The sequence below is a fragment of the Microbacterium sp. MYb64 genome (assembly GCF_002979495.1).
In the GTDB taxonomy this organism is placed as follows: domain Bacteria; phylum Actinomycetota; class Actinomycetes; order Actinomycetales; family Microbacteriaceae; genus Microbacterium; species Microbacterium azadirachtae_A.
Genome location: NZ_PCOW01000019.1, coordinates 64,713 through 82,504, shown reverse-complemented (window position 1 = coordinate 82,504; position 17,792 = coordinate 64,713). Strand labels below are relative to the sequence as shown.

Here is a 17,792-nt window from a genome sequence, read left to right as displayed (position 1 = left end):
ATCCTGCGGCTCGCCGCGCCTGCCCCCCGCCACGCGTGACAGAGCGCGATCGCGAGCGCATCGGCCGCATCGGCGGGCTGCGGCGGCGCGTCGAGCCGCAGGATGCGCGCGATCATCGCCTGCACCTGCTTCTTGTCCGCGGAACCGTAGCCGGTCACCGCCGCCTTGACCTCGCTCGGCGTGTGCGTGGCGGCGGGGAGCCCGTGCTCCGCGGCAATGAGCAGCGCGACGCCGCTGGCCTGTGCCGTCCCCATGACGGTGTGCGTGTTCTGCTGGGCGAATACCCGCTCCACGGCCACGGCATCGGGTTGATGCTCGGCGATGACCGCGCGTATTCCCGCGGCGACCGCTGCGAGCCGCTCCCCGATCGGCGCGTCCGGCGGCGTGCGGATCACGCCCACATGCACGAGCGTGCCCCGGCGCATCGGATCGACGTCGACCACGCCGACGCCGCAGCGCGTGAGGCCGGGGTCGATGCCCAGAACCCGCCGTACTCCCGTCATCCCTCCAGGCTAGGCGCGGTTCCGCCGCTCGGCGCCGAGGCGCGCGGCCAGCCCATCGCGGTCGCCCGCCCCGGTCCCTGAGCCTGTCGAAGGTACGCCACCGAACCGGTCCCTGAGCCTGTCGAAGGGACGCCACCGAAACCGGTCCCTGAGCCTGTCGAAGGGACGCCACCGACGTGATCAGTTCTCCACAGTCCCCGCACTGCCGCCCGATCCCGGAGAGACTTGGCCGATGGCATGGACCTACATCCTCGAGTGCTCAGACGGATCCTTCTACACCGGCAGCACGGCGCTCGACGATGTCGAGGCGCGGGTATGGCAACACAACAATGACCCTGATCGCGGTGCGAACTTCACCCGCAAGCGTCGTCCTGTGCACTTGGCGTACGCCGAACAGTTCGATCGCATTGACGACGCATTCGCTCGGGAGAAACAGATCCAGGGCTGGTCGCGAGCGAAGAAGTTGGCACTGATTCATCATCGCGGGGAAGATCTACCGGCCTTGGCACACCCGAAGCCCGTCGCGGGGGAACCGTCGTAGCCACGAACTCAGCGACCGCTCGGCCCGTCTCGGTCACTTCGACAAGCTCAGCGACCGGAACACCAACTCCTTGGCGAGCACGACAGAAGGGGCCGGGGACGCATCAGCGCCCGCCGACCCCTTCGGATCACAACGGCTTACTCGTCGTTCTCGAGCTCGGCCTGCACCTCGGCCGTGAGGTCGAAGTTCGCGTAGACGTTCTGCACGTCGTCGCTGTCCTCGAGCGCGTCGATGAGGCGGAAGATCTTGCGCGCGGCCTCGGCGTCGATCTCGACCTTGAGGTTCGGGACGAACTCGACATCGGCCGACTCGTACTCGATGCCCGCCTCCTGCAGCGCGGTGCGCACCGCGACCAGGTCGGAGGCGTCGGTGATGATCTCGAAGCCCTGCGCGTGCGGCTCGATCTCCTCCGCGCCCGCCTCGAGCGCCGCCATCATGACGTCGTCCTCGGTGGTGTTCTCGCCTTCGACGACGATGACGCCCTTGCGGGTGAAGTTGTAGGCGACGCTGCCGGGGTCGGCGAGCGTTCCGCCGTTGCGACTGAGCGCGGTGCGCACCTCGGCCGCAGCACGGTTCTTGTTGTCGGTCAGACACTCGATCATGAGCGCGACGCCGTGGGCGCCGTAGCCCTCGTACATGATCGAGGAGTACTCGACCGACTCTCCGCCGATGCCCGCGCCGCGCTTGATGGCGCGGTCGATGTTGTCCTTCGGGACGGAGGTCTTCTTGGCCTTGAGCACCGCATCGAAGAGCGTCGGGTTGCCCGCGAGATCGGCGCCGCCGAGCTTCGCAGCGACCTCGATGTTCTTGATGAGCTTGGCCCACGACTTCGCACGGCGCGAGTCGATGACGGCCTTCTTGTGCTTGGTCGTGGCCCACTTGGAATGCCCGGACATATGTCTCCCGCTCGTATCAGCCCCGCGGTCCATCCCGCCAGGGCATCGTCCATTCTAGAAGATCCGCGCTCGTGGCACCGACGAACAGCGCACGGAACAGCGAGACTAGGCCGCGACGGCCGACCGTCGCGCCGCGACCAGCTCCAGGAATCGGGCGTGCAGGCGCGTCTCGCCGTTCATCTCCGGATGGAAGCTCGTGCCGAGGATGTTGCCCTGCTGCACCGCCACGACGCCGCCGTCGGGCAGTGCCGCGATCGCTGTGGCTCTGGGGCCGACCCGGGTGATGAGCGGCGCCCGGATGAACGTCGCGTCCACCGGCTCATCGATCCCGGCGACCGTGAGCTCCGTCTCGAAAGACTCGACTTGCCCGCCGAACGCATTGCGGGCGACGGTGACGTCGAGCCCGCCGAAGGTGAGCTGGCCGTCGATCGCCCCTTCGATCTCGTCCGCGAGCAGGATCAGTCCCGCGCACGTGCCGTAGACGGGCAGGCCGTCCGCGATGAGCGCCCGCAAGGGCTCTCGCACGCCGAAGATCCGGGACAGCTTGTCGATCACGCTCGACTCGCCACCGGGGATCACAAGACCGTCCAGCCCGTCCAACTGCTCGGGGCGGCGGACGGGAACCGCCTCCGCCCCGAGCGAGGTGAGGATCGCGGCATGCTCGCGCACATCGCCCTGCAGCGCGAGCACGCCGATCCGCACGGGTGCTGTCACCAGCCGCGCTCCGCGAGACGGTGCGGAGCGGGCAGGTCGGACACGTTGATGCCGACCATGGCCTCGCCGAGTCCACGGGAGACCTGTGCGATCACGGCGGCGTCGTCATAGGCGGCGGTCGCCTTGACGATCGCGGCGGCGCGGGCCGCAGGGTCGCCGGACTTGAAGATGCCGGATCCGACGAACACGCCGTCGGCGCCCAGCTGCATCATCAGGGCGGCGTCGGCGGGAGTCGCCACTCCCCCGGCCACGAACATCACGACCGGCAGCGCGCCCTTCTCGGCAACCTCGGCGACCAGCTCGTACGGCGCCTGCAGCTCCTTGGCGGCGACGTAGAGCTCGTCCTTGGGAAGCGTCGACAGGCGAGCGATCTCGCCGCGGATCGTGCGGATGTGCTTCATCGCCTCGGAGACGTCGCCCGTGCCGGCCTCGCCCTTCGAGCGGATCATCGCCGCGCCCTCGGTGATGCGGCGCAGCGCCTCACCCAGGTTGGTCGCACCGCAGACGAAGGGCACCGTGAAGCCCCACTTGTCGATGTGGTTGACGTAGTCGGCGGGCGAGAGCACCTCGGACTCGTCGATGTAGTCGACGCCGAGCTCCTGCAGCACCTGCGCCTCGACGAAGTGGCCGATGCGCGCCTTGGCCATGACCGGGATCGACACGGCCGAGATGATGCCGTCGATCATGTCGGGGTCGCTCATGCGCGACACGCCGCCCTGCGCGCGGATGTCAGCGGGCACTCGCTCGAGCGCCATGACGGCGACGGCGCCGGCATCCTCGGCGATCTTCGCCTGCTCCGCCGTGACGACGTCCATGATGACGCCGCCCTTCAGCATCTCCGCGAGGCCGCGCTTGACGCGACCGGTTCCGGTGGTCGATTCGGGTGCAAGTTCTGTCATAGGACAGATCATACGCTGTCTGCAATGCAATTCGACACCATGCAGACAGTGGCGGGAGCCTCTCCTGGCAGGTGAGAGGATCGAGGGATGCTGAAGGTGCTCTCCATCCAGTCCGCCGTCGCGTACGGCCATGTCGGCAACTCCGCGGCGGTGTTCCCGCTGCAGCGCATCGGCGTCGAGGTGCTCCCCGTCTACACGGTGAACTTCTCCAATCACACGGGTTACGGCGCCTGGCGCGGCCCGCTGATCGCCCCCGACGACGTGCGCGAGGTCATCACGGGCATCGAGGAGCGCGGCGTGCTCGGCGAGGTGGACGCGGTGCTCAGCGGCTACCAGGGCGGCGAGGGCATCGGCGACGTGATCATCGACGCCGTCGCCAGGGTCAAGGCCGCCAACCCGAACGCGGTGTACGCGTGCGATCCCGTCATGGGCAACGCCAAGTCCGGGTGCTTCGTCGCCCCCGCGATCCCCGTGCTGCTGCGCGACAAGGTCGTGCCGGTCGCCGACATCATCACCCCGAACCAGTTCGAGCTGGGCTTCCTCACGGATACCGAGCCCGACACTCTCGAGTCGACGCTCGCCTCCGTCGACGTCGCGCGGGCCATGGGCCCCCGCACCGTGCTCGTCACCAGCGTCGAGCGCCCAGACCGCGAAGAGGGCACGATCGAGATGCTCGCCGTCGACGACAAGGGCGCCTGGCTCGTCGCCACCCCGCATCTGCCGATGAAGGCGAACGGCTCCGGGGACGTCACCGCGGCTCTGTTCACCGCGCACTACGTGCGCACCGGCGACGCGAAGACGGCTCTGGAGCTGACCGTGTCGAGCGTGTTCGAGCTGCTGAAGCTCACCCTCGAATCGGACGAGCGCGAGCTGCAGCTCATCCCGGCGCAGGAGGCGTACGCCAACCCGCCGCGGCAGTTCGAGGCCCGACAGGTGCGCTGACCGCCGTTCCTTCCCCGCGGTCGTTGAGCGAGCACCGGCGCAGCCGGAGCGAGACGAAACGGCGTGGTACTCCGACGGGAACCGCGTTTCGTCTCGGTCGGCTTCGCCGTCCTCGCTCGACGTCCCCGGGGAGAGTCTCAGGCGGGCCAGGCCGCCGCGACGGTATTGCGGACGTCGCCGAGCAGCTGCGGCAGCGCCTTCGTCTTCGCGATGATCGGGAAGAAGTTCGCGTCGCTGTTCCATCGCGGGACGACGTGCTGGTGCAGATGCGCGTCCACCCCGGCCCCGGCGACGGCGCCCTGATTCATGCCGATATTGAAGCCGTCACAGCGCGAGGTCGCCTTGAGCACGCGCATCGCCGTCTGCGTGAGTGCGCCGATCTCGGCGACCTCTTCCGCCGTCGCCTCGTCATAGGTCGCGATGTGGCGGTACGGGCACACCAGCAGGTGGCCCGAGTTGTACGGGAACAGGTTCAGGAGCACGTAGGCCGTACGCCCCCTGGCGACGATCAGCCGCTCCTCATCGGGATGCTTCGGCGCCTCGCAGAACGGGCACTCCTCGCGCAGCGGCTCCGGGCCCGCCTGGATGTAGGTCATCCGATGCGGCACCCAGAGGCGCTGGAACTCGTCGGGGACGCCGGCCAGGTGCGCGGCGTCTTCCAGCTGCGCGTCCTGGGCGGCGCCCCCGTCGATGGTCATGCCAGGTCGCCCGCCGTCTGGATCAGCACGTGGCTCTCGATCGCACGACGCACGCGGTCGACGGCCTCGGCGAGCGGCACACCGTTCTCCTGCGTCCCGTCGCGGAAGCGGAACGACACCGTGCCCGCGGCCCGGTCCTGCTCCCCCGCGATCAGGATGAGCGGGACCTTGCCCGTGGTGTGGTTGCGGATCTTCTTCTGCATCCGCTCGTCGGAGTGGTCGACCTCCGCACGGACGCCCGCCTCGCGCAGGGCCGCGACGGCGTCATCGAGGTAGTCCGCGAACTCGTCCGCCACGGGGATGCCCATGACCTGCACCGGCGAGAGCCACAGCGGGAAGTCGCCCGCGTAGTGCTCGAGCAGGATCGCGAAGAACCGCTCGATGGAGCCGAACAGCGCCCGGTGGATCATGATAGGGCGCTTCTTCTGCCCATCCTTGTCGGTGAACTCGAGTCCGAACCGCTCCGGCAGGTTCGGGTCGACCTGCACCGTGGAGAGCTGCCAGACGCGGCCGATCGCGTCGGTGGTCTTCAGGTCGATCTTCGGCCCGTAGAAGGCCGCCTCGCCAGGGACCTCCGTGAGCTTGAGCCCTGAGGCCAGCGCGACGTTGCGGAGCGCGTCCGTCGAGTAGTCCCAGAACTCGTCGGATCCGATCCACTTGTCCTTCTCGTCGTCGCGCATCGAGAGCTCGAGCTCGAAGTCGCTGAGCCCGAAGTCGCGCAGCATGGAGAGGATGAACTCGAGGACCTTGGCGACCTCGGTCTCCAGCTGCTCCGGCGTCACGAAAAGGTGCGAATCGTCCTGCGTGAAGCCGCGCACGCGGGTGAGCCCGTGCAGGGCGCCGGAGAGCTCGTTGCGGTAGACGGTGCCGTTCTCCGCGAGGCGCAGCGGCAGGTCTCGGTAGCTCCGGGCCCGCTCCTTGTAGATGAGGATGTGCATCGGGCAGTTCATGGGCTTCAGGAAGTAGTCCTGGCCCTGCTTCGTGATGTGCCCGTCCGCGTCGCGCTCCTCGTCCATCCGGATCGGCGGGAACATGCCGTCGCGGTAGGTGACGAGGTGGTTGGAGGTGAGGAACAGGTCCTCCTTGGAGATGTGCGGCGTGTACACGTAGTTGTACCCGGCGGCGATGTGCCGTCGGCGCGCGTGCTGCTCCATCTCGCCACGGATGATGCCGCCGCGAGGGTGCCAGACCGACAGGCCGGATCCGATCTCATCGGGGAATGAGAAGAGGTCGAGTTCCCTGCCCAGGCGACGGTGGTCGCGCTTGGCGGCCTCCTCGAGGCGCTGCTGGTACGCGCGCAACTCGTCCTTCGTCGGCCAGGCCGTGCCGTAGATGCGCTGCAGCTGCGGGTTCTTCTCGGATCCGCGCCAGTAGGCCGCGGCGATGCGCGTGAGGTCCCAGCCGTTGCCGATCATGCGGGTGCTCGGCAGGTGCGGGCCGCGGCAGAGGTCCTTCCAGACGACCTCGCCGTCCTTGGCCACGTTGTCGTAGATGGTCAGCTCGCCCTCGCCGACCTCGACCGAGGCGCCCTCGGTCTTGTCGGCGCCGGGGCCCTTGAGCCCGATGAGCTCGAGCTTGAACGGCTCGTCGGCGAGCTCGGCGCGCGCCTCGTCGTCGCTGACGACCCGGCGCACGAAGCGCTGGCCCTCGCGCTGGATCCGCTGCATCTCCTTGGAGATCGCCTTGACGTCCTCCGGGGTGAACGGGGTGTCCACACCGAAGTCGTAGTAGAAGCCGTCGGTGATCGGCGGGCCGATACCGAGGTTGGCCTGCGGCTTGATGCGCTGCACGGCCTGCGCCAGCACGTGGGCTGTGGAGTGGCGCAGGATCGCGAGGCCCTCGGGGCTGTCGATGGTGATGGGCTGGACGTCGTCGTCCTCATTCACGACGGCGGCGAGGTCCTTCTGCTGCCCATTGACGAGCATGGCGACGACGGAACGGTCGCTGAAGGGTCCGTTCGCGCCGTAGAGCGCGAAGCCGTCGCAGGGGTAGGACGGCATTTCAGGGGCGGACGCGGGGTTCTCAGACAAAGGAAGTTCTCCAGTTTGGCGATGGTCTCGGCTCAGCTTCGGGCGCGATCGCGCCCTGCCCGCTCAGGCCCTGAGAGTTCGCGTGCCGGAGACCGCGACCGCGGTCGCGTGCGTCAGCCGGGCGAAGTCCATAGGAGAATCCTACGCCGCCCTCTCCGGCGTGCCGTCCACGGCGCGGCCCAGTGCCTCGTCCAGGTGCCGCTGCGCGAGCCGCCAGCCCCCGGCCTCGTACGCGACCACGACGAAGACAGGGCCCGCGAGTACGACCAGCAGGCACGCCCACAGCGGGAGTCCCGCGAAGGCGAGCAGGATCCCGAGCAGCGGCAGGACCATCGCGATCGCGTGCAGCGGGAGCCCCTTCATGAGCGAGTGCACGAGGTAGGAGTGCAGCAGCGAGATCGACACCATGAACACGATCACCGGGACAGCGATCATGAGGATCACGACCGGCGTGGCGAGCGGATTCTCGTGCCGATAGGCGTATCCGATCGTGTGCAGTCCGGCGCCGACGGCGGCGACGCTTGCGAAGATGAAGGCGTGCCCGTAGCCCCACACGAACGATCGATTGCGGTGCACGGCGAGGATCGGGCCCGACGGCATCATCGTGTACGACCACCACAGGGCGAAGGTCATCGCGACGCCGGCGCCGATCACGACCACGGCGTCCCCGGACCAGCCCTTCTCATGGGAGACCTCCTGCGCGGCGGCGAGCGTGCCGATCACCGTCTCGCCCAGCGCGATGATCGTCAGCAGCGAGTACCGCTCGGCGATGTGGTGCGGGTGCCAGGGCGTGCCGCGCTGCGCGCCCTCGCCCTTGCGCTCGGCGACGATCGGTCCGCCGAGCTCGATCAGCCAGCACGCGGCGGCGGCCGCGAAGGCGGCGCCGAGCGGCAGCGGAGCCCACGCCACCACGATCCAGCCGATCTGCGCGACGGCGACGAACAGCACGTACGTGAGCGCGTGCCGACGGTACGCGGGGTCGCGAGACGCCCGCAGCCACTGGGCGAGGAGCCCGACGCGCATGACGATGTACCCGGACACCATGACCCGGTTGTCGAAGGCGCCATGGCCTTCGAGGGACTGGAACATCACTGGCAGACCGATCGCGAGCACGATGACGCCCGCCATCTGCACCATCGTGAAGACCCGGAACAGCCAGTCGTCCGTGTCGAACGCCGAAGCGAACCAGGAGAAGTTGATCCACGCCCAGATGATCGCGGCGACCGCGAAGGCGAACGCGCCGACCGCCGCGCCGCCGTGTCCCGCCACGACGCCCTCCGCCAACTGCACCCCGGCGACGCCGAACGCCGCCGCGAAGACCAGGTCGTAGAGCGCCTCGAGCGGGGTGGCCGCCCGGTGCTTCTCATGCTGTGCGCGCCCGCGCATCGGGCTCAGCCCGTGCCGGTACCGCTCGACCGCGTTCGTCATGCTCTCCCCCAACCCCTAGGACACCCAACCCCTTGGATGCGCAGCGTCCAACCTAGCGCGCGGCGGGATCCGCGCGGTTCCTACGGCGTTCAAGAAGAGCGAGCGCGGCGGAGACGGCCTTGATGACGGGGATCTCGCCGAACCGGTAGTCGTCCGCGCGGATGAGCCGAAGGGCGAGATCCGGCCGTCGCGCCCGCAGCAGTCCCCTGGCGCGTTCGGCATGCAGCGCGTTCGAGACGATGGCGATCTCGTCCGCGTCCTCCAGCAGGGGGATCGAGTTCCGGATGTTCTCCTCGGTCGAGCGGCTCTCCGTCTCCAGGAGGATCCGTCCGGAATAACCCTGCTCGACGGCGTAGCGGGCGAGGACCACCGCCTCCGCCTCCGGCCCCCGCACTGCGCCGCCGGAGAAGATCAGCAGGTCGTCGGCGCTTCGCACCGTGCGCAGCCCGGCGCGCACCCGGTAGCGATTGACAGCGTTCGCCCGTGGTCCGCGATTGCCGTATCCCAGCACGAGGACCGAACGCCGCGCACCGGACCGCCCCCGCTCGAGGCCTCGCACGCTCGCGCGCCCCGAGACGACCTCACCCCACAGCAGGAACGCGATCCCTGCCGCGGCCGCGCCGGCCGAAAGCGTCACCAACAGGGACTTCCGCATGGGCCCAGGGTAGGTCGTGCCGTCGACACCTGGTGCGGCGCCGTGCGGGCTGGCACGATGAGTTCGCAACGTGAGTCGCGTCCGCCAAGCATCGGAGCAGGCCATGGGCTATTTCATCATCGTGATCGGGCAGACCGTCGTCCTCCCGCTCGTCAGCGGGCTGATCGAGCTGCTCGCGATCGGCGGGGATCCGATTCTCGTGTTCGGCAAGTGGTGGGCGTTCTGGGGAGTGGGCACGCGATTGCTCGCCGCCGGGATCGCACAGGTGTCGGGCAAAGGGCGGACCGCGGAGATCCTCGGTTCGACCGCACCGAGCGTGCAGGAGCTGCAGCTGACGCGCGAACTCGGCACCGCGAACATCGCCATGGGCCTGACGGGACTGCTCGCGCTCATTCCGGGATGGACGCTGCCCGCGGCGCTCGCCGGGGGCGTCTTCCTTCTCATCGCGGGCCTCATGCATCTGCCGAAGAAGAGCAAGAACCCGCAGGAGACGGTCGCGACATGGACAGACCTGGCGGTGGGCGTCGTCGTCCTGGTGCTCGCCGGTCGGGTGGTCTTCGGTGCGATCACGGGATGAGCACCGGCGAACTGACGGCACGAAAAAACCCCCGGAAGACCGGGGGTTTCTGTTGTGCGCGATACTGGGATCGAACCAGTGACCTCTTCCGTGTCAGGGAAGCGCGCTACCGCTGCGCCAATCGCGCCTGTTCAGGCTATTCAGTTTATGAGAAGCGAGGTGGCGACGGGATTCGAACCCGTGTAAACGGCTTTGCAGGCCGGTGCCTAGCCTCTCGGCCACGCCACCATGTGGATTCGAACCCACATGCCGAAGCCCCCGAAGGGGCTTCAGCACTGGAGCGGATGACGAGACTCGAACTCGCGACCCCAACCTTGGCAAGGTTGTGCGCTACCAACTGCGCTACATCCGCGTTTTGTGTTTTCCCCGGTGTCCCGGGCACTTGAAATACATTAGCCGAGGTTCGGGGCTTCGCCAAACCGGCGCCCGTTCTCGGGCGTGTCCAGCGGGATGCCGGAGGGGGTCGCGACGATCGCACTCCCCCTCCGGCACGCTCGCATCCTCGCCCCTCGGCTCAGTCGACGAGCGCGCCCGCCGAGAGGTTCGCGATCACTCCCGTGATCGAGGCGGCGCGCTCGGATGCGGCGAACGCGAGGTACTCGGCGACCTCGTCGAGCACCGGGAGACGCCCGAGCAGTGTCGTGCCCGCGAGCCCCTCGACCCACTCGTCCATCGGGATGTCGCCGGCGGCGGCGATGCGGCCAAACATCTCCCGCGTGTAAGACGTCTCCAGCGCGTCGGAGATCGCATGCGGGCGCACGCACACCACCCGCACTCCGTCGGGTCCGAGCTCACCGGCGAGCGCCCGGGAGAAGCCCTCGAGCCCCGCGGACTGCGCCGCATTGCCGATCAGTCCGCGCCCGGTCAGACGGGCCCCCGGCGTCGAGATCGTCAGGATGACGCCACTGTGCTGCGCGATCATGTGCCGCGACACGGCTTTCGCCGTCACGAAGTTCGTCTGCAGGTATCCCACGACGGGGTGGAGATAGTCGTCGAGCGACGTGTCACCGATCGACAGGCCCTGCACATGGTCGAAGCCGACCGCGTTGAGCGCGACATCGATGCGCCCGGCTTCCGCGACGACGTCGCCGGCATGCCGGTCGGCGGCGGCCTGATCCATGGCGTCGACCACGGCGACCGAGACGTCTCCTCCCTCTGCCCTGGCCGCGGATGCCGCAGCCTCGAGGCGAGGGAGCGACCGGCCGGCCAGGAACAGCCGCGCGCCCTCTCGCGCGAAGACCCTCGCCGCTGCGGCGCCGATCGACCCGCCACCACCGTGGATCACTACGACCTTGTTCTCGAGCAGCATGATGCCGCCTCCCGTTCCGTGTTGTTGTGCAACTTCAGAATTGCACATTCGGAACCACTGCTGCAACCATTGAGTTGCAGTATGTCGGAGCGAAAGGTTACAGCTTCTCGGCGATCTCCTTAATCACCGAGAGCCGGTTCTCCCATTGGCGACCGATCTCGTCGAGTCGCCGCGCGGTGGCATTGAGCTCCGCGCCGACGACGCGGTAGCGCACCTCGCGTCCCACGCGGACGGGTTCGACCAGGCCGACCTCCGCGAGTACCGTCAGATGCTTCGCGATGGCCTGCCGAGAGACAGGGAACCTCTCGGCGAGGGCCGATGCCGATGCGTCGCCTTCTCCGAGGGCGGCGAGGATGCTCCACCGCGTCTCGTCTCCCAGCGCGGCGAAGACCGAGACGAGCGACGGGGTCATTCGTGGCCCCCGAGCAGCGCGACGAGCTTGTCGAGCTCGATGTTCCAGCCTTCCCGGTGGCTCTCGAGGTTCGCGATCGGATCCGACGTCCGCTCGAAGCCGGACTCCACCACCGTGAGGCGCGTCCCCTCCCCCTCGGCCTCGAGGGTGAAGGTGAACACGGTCGAGTTCTCCTCGTCGATCTCGTCCGGCATTCGTCCGAGGGCGTTGTCGTTGCTCCAGCGGTAGGTCACCGACCGCGGCGCATCGATCGACTCGATCCGGATCGGGACGGCGCCGTGATCGTCGAAGGTCATCGTGCCGACGCCTGCGCCATCGAGCACGGTGCGCCCGAACCACAGCGACAGATGCTCCGGCTCGGTGATCGCGCGCCAGACCTTCGCCGCAGGCGCGGCGATGGCGATGCTCCGCGTGACCGAGAACGCCCCCTCGTCGACGACGGCGGACTGTGTGCGGTCGGTGCTCCCCATGGGCGTGCCTCCTGTGACGCTCCGGAGAGTCGAAGCGAGGACCCTCCTGCAACCCACAGGTTACAGCAGTGGGGTGCGCTCGACCGGCTGGGAACGACGAAAGCCCCTGGTCTCGACCAAGGGCTTTCTCTGGTGGGCGATGCCGGACTCGAACCGACGACCTCTTCCGTGTGAAGGAAGCGCGCTACCAACTGCGCCAATCGCCCCTAAGGGATTTCTGTGCCTGAGGCACAGGTAAAGAGCATACCCGATCGGCGGGCAGCCCACGGACAGCGCTCGTCGGCCGGGCGTGGCGCATCGCGTATCGCACTCCCCGAGGATCGTCGATGTCGGTGGGCGCGGATACCGTCTCATCCGTGAGCAGCACAGACGTGGTCGAAGAGCTGGACGAGATGCAGCGGCGTGCCGTCGAGCACGGCGAGGGGCCGCTGGTCGTCGCCACCGGCGCCGGCACGGGGAAGACCCGCGTGCTCACGAGCAGGGTCGCCCGGCTGATCGATGCAGGCGTGCCGCCCGAGCGCATACTGCTCCTCACGTTCACACGGCGCGCAGCCGCCGCGATGACGGCGCGCGCGGCGGCGATGGTCGGCGACACGGCACTCGCCCAGCGCATCGCCGGAGGGACGTTCCACGCGGTGGCCCACCGCGTCGTCGCCGAGTACGCACAGCACCTGGGTCTCGCGGATGTCACCGTGCTGGCGCCCGACGACGTCACCGACCTCCTCGATCTCCTGCGCAGCGAGCACGGTCTGGACGGCACCGACAGGCGGATGCCCACGAGCAGGGCGATGGCCGACATCGCGTCCCGCGCGGTGAGCCTGGAGAAGCCCGGTCGCGAAGTGATCTCGGACCAGTTCCCGTGGGCGCTCGGACACGCGGACGAGATCATGGGGCTCCTGCGCGCCTATGCGCAGCGCAAACGGGCGCGCGGACTGCTCGACCTGGACGACCTGCTGGTCGCGTGGCGCGCGCTCGTGCGCGATCCCCACGTGGGGGCGAGACTGCGCACGCGCTGGGACTGGGTGCTCGTCGACGAGTATCAGGACGTGAACCGCGTGCAGGCGGACATCGTGCGAGGGCTGACTCCCGACGGCCGAGGTCTGACCGTGGTGGGCGACGACGCGCAGGCGATCTACGGCTTCCGCGGCGCCGGCGCCGGACAATTGCAGGAGGTCCTCGACAGCCATCCCGACGCCGAGCTCATCCGCCTGGAGCGGAACTTCCGCTCCACCCAGCCGATCCTCGACCTCGCCAACGCCGCCCGCCCGGAGGACTTCCCGATCCGGCTCATCGCGGACAGGGCGGGAGCCGCACCCCGGCCCGAGCTCGTGCGCTGCGAGAACGCCGATGAGGAGGCCCGAGCGATCGCCGACCGGATCCTCGCCGTCCACGCCGATGGCGTGCCGCTGCGAGAGCAGGCCGTGCTCATGCGCACCGGTTCGCACAGCGCGATGCTCGAGGTGGAGCTCAAGGTCCGCGATATCCCATTCGTCAAATTCGGCGGCATCGGCTACCTCGAGACCGCGCATGTGCGAGACCTCCTCGCCGCGTTCCGCGTCGTGCTCAATCCGGCCGACGAGATCGCTTGGTACCGCCTGCTCACCAGGCACCGCGGCCTCGGCAAGGTCAGCGCACGGCGACTCGCCGGCATCCTCGCGGATCAGGGCATCGGCGGAGGATCCGAGGCGATCGCCGCAGCGCCTCCGACCGCCCGCGTCGGACTCGCGACCACGCTCTCACTGCTCGGCGTCGTCGACGCCGAGTCCCCGGTGTCCGAACTGGTCGAGGCCTGCCACGACGCCGTGTCGGGACTGCTGGAGCAGCACTATCCCGACTGGCAGCGCAGGGCTTCGGACGTCCAGGAGATCGCCGAGGCCGCAGGGCGCCAGAGCGACCTGCGCACATTCGTCAGCGAGCAGGCGATCGATCCGGTGACGCGCGCCGGGGACTGGGCCGCGCAACCGCATCTGGACGAGGACTGGGTGACGCTGTCCACGATCCACTCCGCCAAGGGCCTGGAGTGGTCGCACGTGCACCTCCTCCGTGCCACGGACGGCGCGATGCCGTCCGACATGGCCCTCACCTCGCCGGCCGGGCTGGAGGAGGAGCGCCGCCTGTTCTACGTCGGCCTCACCCGCGCGCGCGACACTCTGAGCGTCTACGCCCCGGCGACGCTCCCCACGCACCCGACCGCGTTCACGGCCCGTCATGTGCAGGCCAAGCCGAGCCGGTTCCTGACGAGCGAGGCGCTCGCGTGCATGACGGTGGTCGACTCCCGGATCGCCGAGCCGAATCGGAAAGCCGCGAGCCCGGGTCCTCGCGTGAACCTGGGCGAGCTCGACGCCCTGTTCGCCTGACGCGCGCGGCGCGATCGTCTCAGGGCAGGAGCTGCACCGTCTGCCGAGCGATCTCGAGCTCCTCGTTCGTCGGCACCACCAGCACCGTCACCCGGGATGCCTCCGCGGAGATGACGCGAATCCCCGCGCCCGGCGCTTCGTTCCGCGCAGGGTCGATCTCGACCCCCGCGAACCCCAGCGTCGCCATCGCCTCGCGCCGCACGCGAGCATTGTTCTCCCCCACCCCCGCGGTGAACGAGATCACGTCGACGCCGCCGAGCTGCGCGATGTAGGCACCGGCGTATGCACGCAGGCGATGGATGTACACGTCGAAGGCGAGCGCCGCGGCCTCGTCCCCCGCGGCGGCACGGGCGAGGACGTCTCGCATGTCCGAGGCGCCGGCGAGCCCTTTGAGTCCGCTGCGGCTGTTCAGCAGCTCGTCGAGATCATGGATCGTCAGGTCGGCCCGACGGGCCAGAGTGAACAGCACAGCCGGGTCGATATCGCCGGAGCGCGTGCCCATCACGAGCCCCTCCAGCGGCGTCATGCCCATCGACGTCTCCACCGAGCGCCCGCCGCGCACTGCCGTCACAGACGCCCCGTTGCCGAGGTGGAAGACGAGCTGACGCAAATCCTCCCGCTCGCCCCCGACGAACGTCGCAGCCGCCTCGGACACGTACTTGTGCGAGGTCCCATGGAAGCCGTAGCGGCGGATCCGGTGCGCCTCGGCGAGCTCGCGGTCGATCGCGTAGGTGTACGCCGCCGGCGCGAGGGTCTGGTGGAACGCCGTGTCGAACACCGCGACGTGCGGCACGTCAGGGAAGGCGGCCTTCGCGGCGCGGATGCCCTGGAGCGCTCCGGGGTTGTGCAGCGGCGCGAGCGCCGAGAGCTCATCGATGTTGATCTCGACGAGCGGGGTGATCAGCGTCGGCTCGAAGAACCGCGCACCACCGTGCACCACCCTGTGCCCGAGCGCCGCGGGCGGGAACTCCGCGAGTGACGGCCCCTGCGCCGCGAACGCGTCCAGCATCACCTGGAAGCCCGCGGTGTGATCCGGGATCGGCAGCGTCCGCTCGGTCTCGTCGCCCCCGGCATCGACGTGCACCGCGCGCCCTTCGGGCTGCCCGATGCGCTCGACTAGGCCCGAGGCCAGGGAGGCGCCGCCGTCGGCATCGATGAGCTGGTACTTGAACGAGGACGATCCGCTGTTGATGACCAGGACGATGCTCACGACGCGCTCCCCTGCTGGGCCTGGATCGCGGTGATCGCGATCGTGTTGACGATGTCCTCGACGAGCGCGCCGCGGGAGAGGTCGTTGATCGGCTTGTTGAGCCCCTGGAGCACGGGCCCCATCGCGACCGCGCCGGCGGAGCGCTGCACCGCCTTGTAGGTGTTGTTGCCGGTGTTCAGGTCGGGGAACACGAACACGGTCGCCCGCCCTGCCACCGAGGACCCCGGCAGCTTCGCCCGGGCGACCGCGGCGTCGGCGGCGGCGTCGTACTGGATCGGCCCCTCCACCGGCAGCTCCGGCGCGCGCTCGCGCACCAGCTCGGTCGCCGCTCGCACCTTCTCCACCTCGGCGCCGGATCCGGAATCCCCCGTCGAATACGAGAGCATCGCCACGCGCGGCTCGATGCCGAACGCGCTCGCCGTCGCGGCGGAGGAGATCGCGATGTCGGCGAGCTGCTCGCTGGTGGGATCCGGGATCACCGCGCAGTCGCCGTACACGAGGACGCGATCTGCGAGAGCCATCAAGAAGACCGAGGACACCACGGAGACCCCGGGCCGCGTCTTGATGATCTCGAACGCGGGGCGGATCGTGTGCGCGGTGGTGTGCGCGGCGCCGGACACCATGCCGTCGGCGAGTCCGAGGTGCACCATGAGCGTGCCGAAGTACGAGACGTCGGTCACGGTGTCCGCCGCCTGCGCGACGGTGACGCCCTTGTGCGCGCGCAGTCGCGCGTACTCCTCCGCGAAGCGCGGCACGAGATCCGGATCCGTGGGCGACACGATGCGTGCCGCGTCCAGGTCGACCCCGAGCTCCCGCGCCCGAGCCCGCACCGCGGCCTCCTCGCCGAGGATCACGAGATCCGCGATCCCGCCGGAGAGGACCGCGCCCGCGGCGCGGAGCACGCGGTCGTCCCCGCCCTCGGGAAGCACGATCGTGCGGCGCTCGGTGCGCGCCCGGTCGAACAGCTCGTATTGGAACATCAGCGGCGTCACGACATCGGAGCGCGCGACGCCCAGCTGCGCGATCAGGGCCGGCACATCGACGTTCTGCTCGAACAGGGCGAGAGCCCGGCCCACCCGGTGCGGGGCGTCCACGGAGAGACGACCAGGGGCGTTCATGATGCGCACGGTGGTGTCGTAGGTGCCATGATCCGTCGCGATGATCGGGACCCGCGGCCCCAATCCGTCGAGCAGCCGTTCGATCGGCTCCGGCAGCGCGAACGGCCCGTTCAGCACGATCGCGGCGATCGACGGGAAGGTTCCCGCCGCCTGCGCCAGCAGCGTGGCCAGCAGCGCCTCTTCGCGATCCGCCGGCACCACGACCACGGACGACTCGATCAACCGCGGCAGCACGTTCACCATCGACATGCCCGCGATCACGACGTCGAGCACCTCGCGGTCGAGGAGCTCCTCGTCGCCGCGGACCATGCGTCCCTCCAGCGCCGCCCGCACGCCGCGCACGGAGGGGGCGACGAGCGACCGGTCCTCCGGGATCACCCAGACGGGAACATCATCGTCGGCGCCCTTCGGGCGCTCGCCCAGTACGGCCGAGACCGCCGCGGTGATCTGCTCCCGCTGTGCTGCGTCGGCGCGGTTGACGACGATCGCCGACAGCACGGCCCGCTCCTGCGCCAGCTCTGCCACGCCGAGTCGGGCGAGCTGGCCCAGCTGCGCGGGTGTGCGCGCGCCGGTGACGCCGAGGCGCTCGCCGTGGCCTGCGGTGTCGCGACCACCGAGCACGAGCAGCACGGGCGCCCCGAGGTTGGCCGCGATCCGCGCGTTGACCCCGAGCTCCGCGGGGGCCGCCACGTCCGTGTAGTCGCTCCCCAGGATCACGACGGCGTCGCACTGCGCCTCGACCGCCCGATAGCGCTGCAGGATCCTCCCCAGTGCTGCGTCGGGGTCGGCATGGAGCTCGTCATACCCGACGCCGATGCACTCGGCCGCGCTGAGTCCGACCTCGGTGCGGGTCAGCAGCATCTCCAGCACGTCGTCGGTGCCATCGCTCGAGCGGGTGACGGGACGGAACACCCCCACCCTCGCGGTGGCCCTGCTCAGCGCGTCGATCACACCCAGCGCGATCAGCGATTTGCCGGAGTGGCCTTCGATGGACGTGATGAGGATGCTCTTCGCCACGCCCTCAGCCTACGTG

At 69.3% G+C, this 17,792-nt stretch carries 17 protein-coding genes and 4 tRNA genes; 4 read left to right on the top strand and 17 right to left on the bottom strand.

Annotation, left to right across the window (positions count from 1 at the left end; translation table 11 throughout):
• Window positions 1–503, bottom strand: a 503-nt coding sequence (ruvC, locus tag CQ044_RS15360; protein WP_105689263.1) for a crossover junction endodeoxyribonuclease RuvC, incomplete at its 3' end; no start/stop codon positions are given.
• A 232-nt stretch (window positions 504–735) separates the two neighbouring features.
• On the opposite strand from ruvC, the gene CQ044_RS15355 reads away from it, so the two are divergent.
• Complete coding sequence (locus CQ044_RS15355) at window positions 736–1,044, top strand: GIY-YIG nuclease family protein (protein WP_105689262.1); 309 nt, start codon at window positions 736–738, stop codon at window positions 1,042–1,044.
• A gap of 137 nt (window positions 1,045–1,181) precedes the next feature.
• Here CQ044_RS15355 and CQ044_RS15350 read toward each other — a convergent pair whose 3' ends face one another.
• From CQ044_RS15350 to pdxS, 3 genes are all read right to left on the bottom strand, one after another.
• Complete coding sequence (locus CQ044_RS15350) at window positions 1,182–1,940, bottom strand: YebC/PmpR family DNA-binding transcriptional regulator (protein WP_045273045.1); 759 nt, start codon at window positions 1,938–1,940, stop codon at window positions 1,182–1,184.
• Between the two features lie 105 nt (window positions 1,941–2,045).
• Window positions 2,046–2,654, bottom strand: a complete 609-nt coding sequence (gene pdxT / locus CQ044_RS15345; RefSeq protein WP_105689261.1) for a pyridoxal 5'-phosphate synthase glutaminase subunit PdxT — start codon at window positions 2,652–2,654, stop codon at window positions 2,046–2,048.
• Window positions 2,651–3,553, bottom strand: coding sequence for a pyridoxal 5'-phosphate synthase lyase subunit PdxS (gene pdxS, locus CQ044_RS15340; RefSeq protein WP_105689260.1), 903 nt, complete (start codon window positions 3,551–3,553; stop codon window positions 2,651–2,653). The genes pdxT and pdxS overlap by 4 nt, the downstream gene beginning before the upstream one ends.
• 90 nt (window positions 3,554–3,643) lie before the next feature.
• On the opposite strand from pdxS, the gene pdxY reads away from it, so the two are divergent.
• On the top strand, window positions 3,644–4,495 hold the full coding sequence (gene pdxY, locus CQ044_RS15335; RefSeq protein ID WP_045273289.1) for a pyridoxal kinase PdxY: 852 nt from the start codon (window positions 3,644–3,646) through the stop codon (window positions 4,493–4,495).
• Between the two features lie 137 nt (window positions 4,496–4,632).
• Here pdxY and CQ044_RS15330 read toward each other — a convergent pair whose 3' ends face one another.
• The 4 genes from CQ044_RS15330 to CQ044_RS15315 all read right to left on the bottom strand — a co-directional run bounded on the left by CQ044_RS15330 (window position 4,633) and on the right by CQ044_RS15315 (window position 9,306).
• Window positions 4,633–5,193: an HIT domain-containing protein gene (locus CQ044_RS15330; protein WP_045273042.1), complete on the bottom strand. Its 561-nt coding sequence runs from the start codon at window positions 5,191–5,193 to the stop codon at window positions 4,633–4,635.
• Entirely contained in the window at window positions 5,190–7,193 is a 2,004-nt protein-coding gene (thrS, locus tag CQ044_RS15325; RefSeq protein WP_105689259.1) for a threonine--tRNA ligase, read from the bottom strand. Before thrS ends, CQ044_RS15330 begins: the two co-directional genes overlap by 4 nt.
• 171 nt (window positions 7,194–7,364) lie before the next feature.
• Window positions 7,365–8,651, bottom strand: coding sequence for a low temperature requirement protein A (locus CQ044_RS15320; protein WP_219844976.1), 1,287 nt, complete (start codon window positions 8,649–8,651; stop codon window positions 7,365–7,367).
• 52 nt (window positions 8,652–8,703) lie between these two features.
• Window positions 8,704–9,306 (bottom strand): YdcF family protein, encoded by a 603-nt coding sequence (locus CQ044_RS15315; RefSeq protein ID WP_105689258.1) that lies wholly within the window; start codon window positions 9,304–9,306, stop codon window positions 8,704–8,706.
• A 103-nt stretch (window positions 9,307–9,409) separates the two neighbouring features.
• On the opposite strand from CQ044_RS15315, the gene CQ044_RS15310 reads away from it, so the two are divergent.
• Window positions 9,410–9,883, top strand: coding sequence for a hypothetical protein (locus CQ044_RS15310; RefSeq protein ID WP_105689257.1), 474 nt, complete (start codon window positions 9,410–9,412; stop codon window positions 9,881–9,883).
• Window positions 9,884–9,938: 55 nt separating this feature from the next.
• On the opposite strand, the gene CQ044_RS15305 is transcribed toward CQ044_RS15310, so the two are convergent.
• The 7 genes from CQ044_RS15305 to CQ044_RS15275 form a co-directional block, all read right to left on the bottom strand.
• Window positions 9,939–10,010 (bottom strand) — tRNA-Val (locus CQ044_RS15305).
• Between the two features lie 30 nt (window positions 10,011–10,040).
• Window positions 10,041–10,111 (bottom strand) — tRNA-Cys (locus CQ044_RS15300).
• Window positions 10,112–10,159: 48 nt separating this feature from the next.
• A tRNA-Gly gene (locus tag CQ044_RS15295) sits at window positions 10,160–10,235 on the bottom strand.
• A 162-nt stretch (window positions 10,236–10,397) separates the two neighbouring features.
• Window positions 10,398–11,192, bottom strand: a complete 795-nt coding sequence (locus tag CQ044_RS15290) for an SDR family NAD(P)-dependent oxidoreductase (RefSeq protein ID WP_105689256.1) — start codon at window positions 11,190–11,192, stop codon at window positions 10,398–10,400.
• A gap of 97 nt (window positions 11,193–11,289) precedes the next feature.
• Window positions 11,290–11,604: a helix-turn-helix transcriptional regulator gene (locus tag CQ044_RS15285; protein WP_105689255.1), complete on the bottom strand. Its 315-nt coding sequence runs from the start codon at window positions 11,602–11,604 to the stop codon at window positions 11,290–11,292.
• Window positions 11,601–12,074: an SRPBCC domain-containing protein gene (locus tag CQ044_RS15280; RefSeq protein ID WP_105689254.1), complete on the bottom strand. Its 474-nt coding sequence runs from the start codon at window positions 12,072–12,074 to the stop codon at window positions 11,601–11,603. The genes CQ044_RS15285 and CQ044_RS15280 overlap by 4 nt, the downstream gene beginning before the upstream one ends.
• 130 nt (window positions 12,075–12,204) lie before the next feature.
• Window positions 12,205–12,280: transfer RNA gene (locus CQ044_RS15275), tRNA-Val, on the bottom strand.
• 150 nt (window positions 12,281–12,430) lie between these two features.
• Between CQ044_RS15275 and CQ044_RS15270 the strand changes: the two genes are divergently transcribed.
• On the top strand, window positions 12,431–14,431 hold the full coding sequence (locus CQ044_RS15270; RefSeq protein ID WP_181158338.1) for an ATP-dependent helicase: 2,001 nt from the start codon (window positions 12,431–12,433) through the stop codon (window positions 14,429–14,431).
• A 19-nt stretch (window positions 14,432–14,450) separates the two neighbouring features.
• Here the strand turns inward: CQ044_RS15270 and CQ044_RS15265 are convergent, their stop codons facing one another.
• Both CQ044_RS15265 and pta read right to left on the bottom strand, forming a co-directional pair.
• Window positions 14,451–15,641, bottom strand: a complete 1,191-nt coding sequence (locus CQ044_RS15265; protein WP_105689252.1) for an acetate/propionate family kinase — start codon at window positions 15,639–15,641, stop codon at window positions 14,451–14,453.
• Window positions 15,638–17,776 carry a phosphate acetyltransferase gene (gene pta, locus CQ044_RS15260; protein WP_105689251.1) on the bottom strand — a complete coding sequence of 713 codons (2,139 nt, stop codon included), beginning with the start codon at window positions 17,774–17,776 and terminating at the stop codon, window positions 15,638–15,640. Before pta ends, CQ044_RS15265 begins: the two co-directional genes overlap by 4 nt.
• Between the last annotated feature and the right edge of the window lie 16 nt (window positions 17,777–17,792).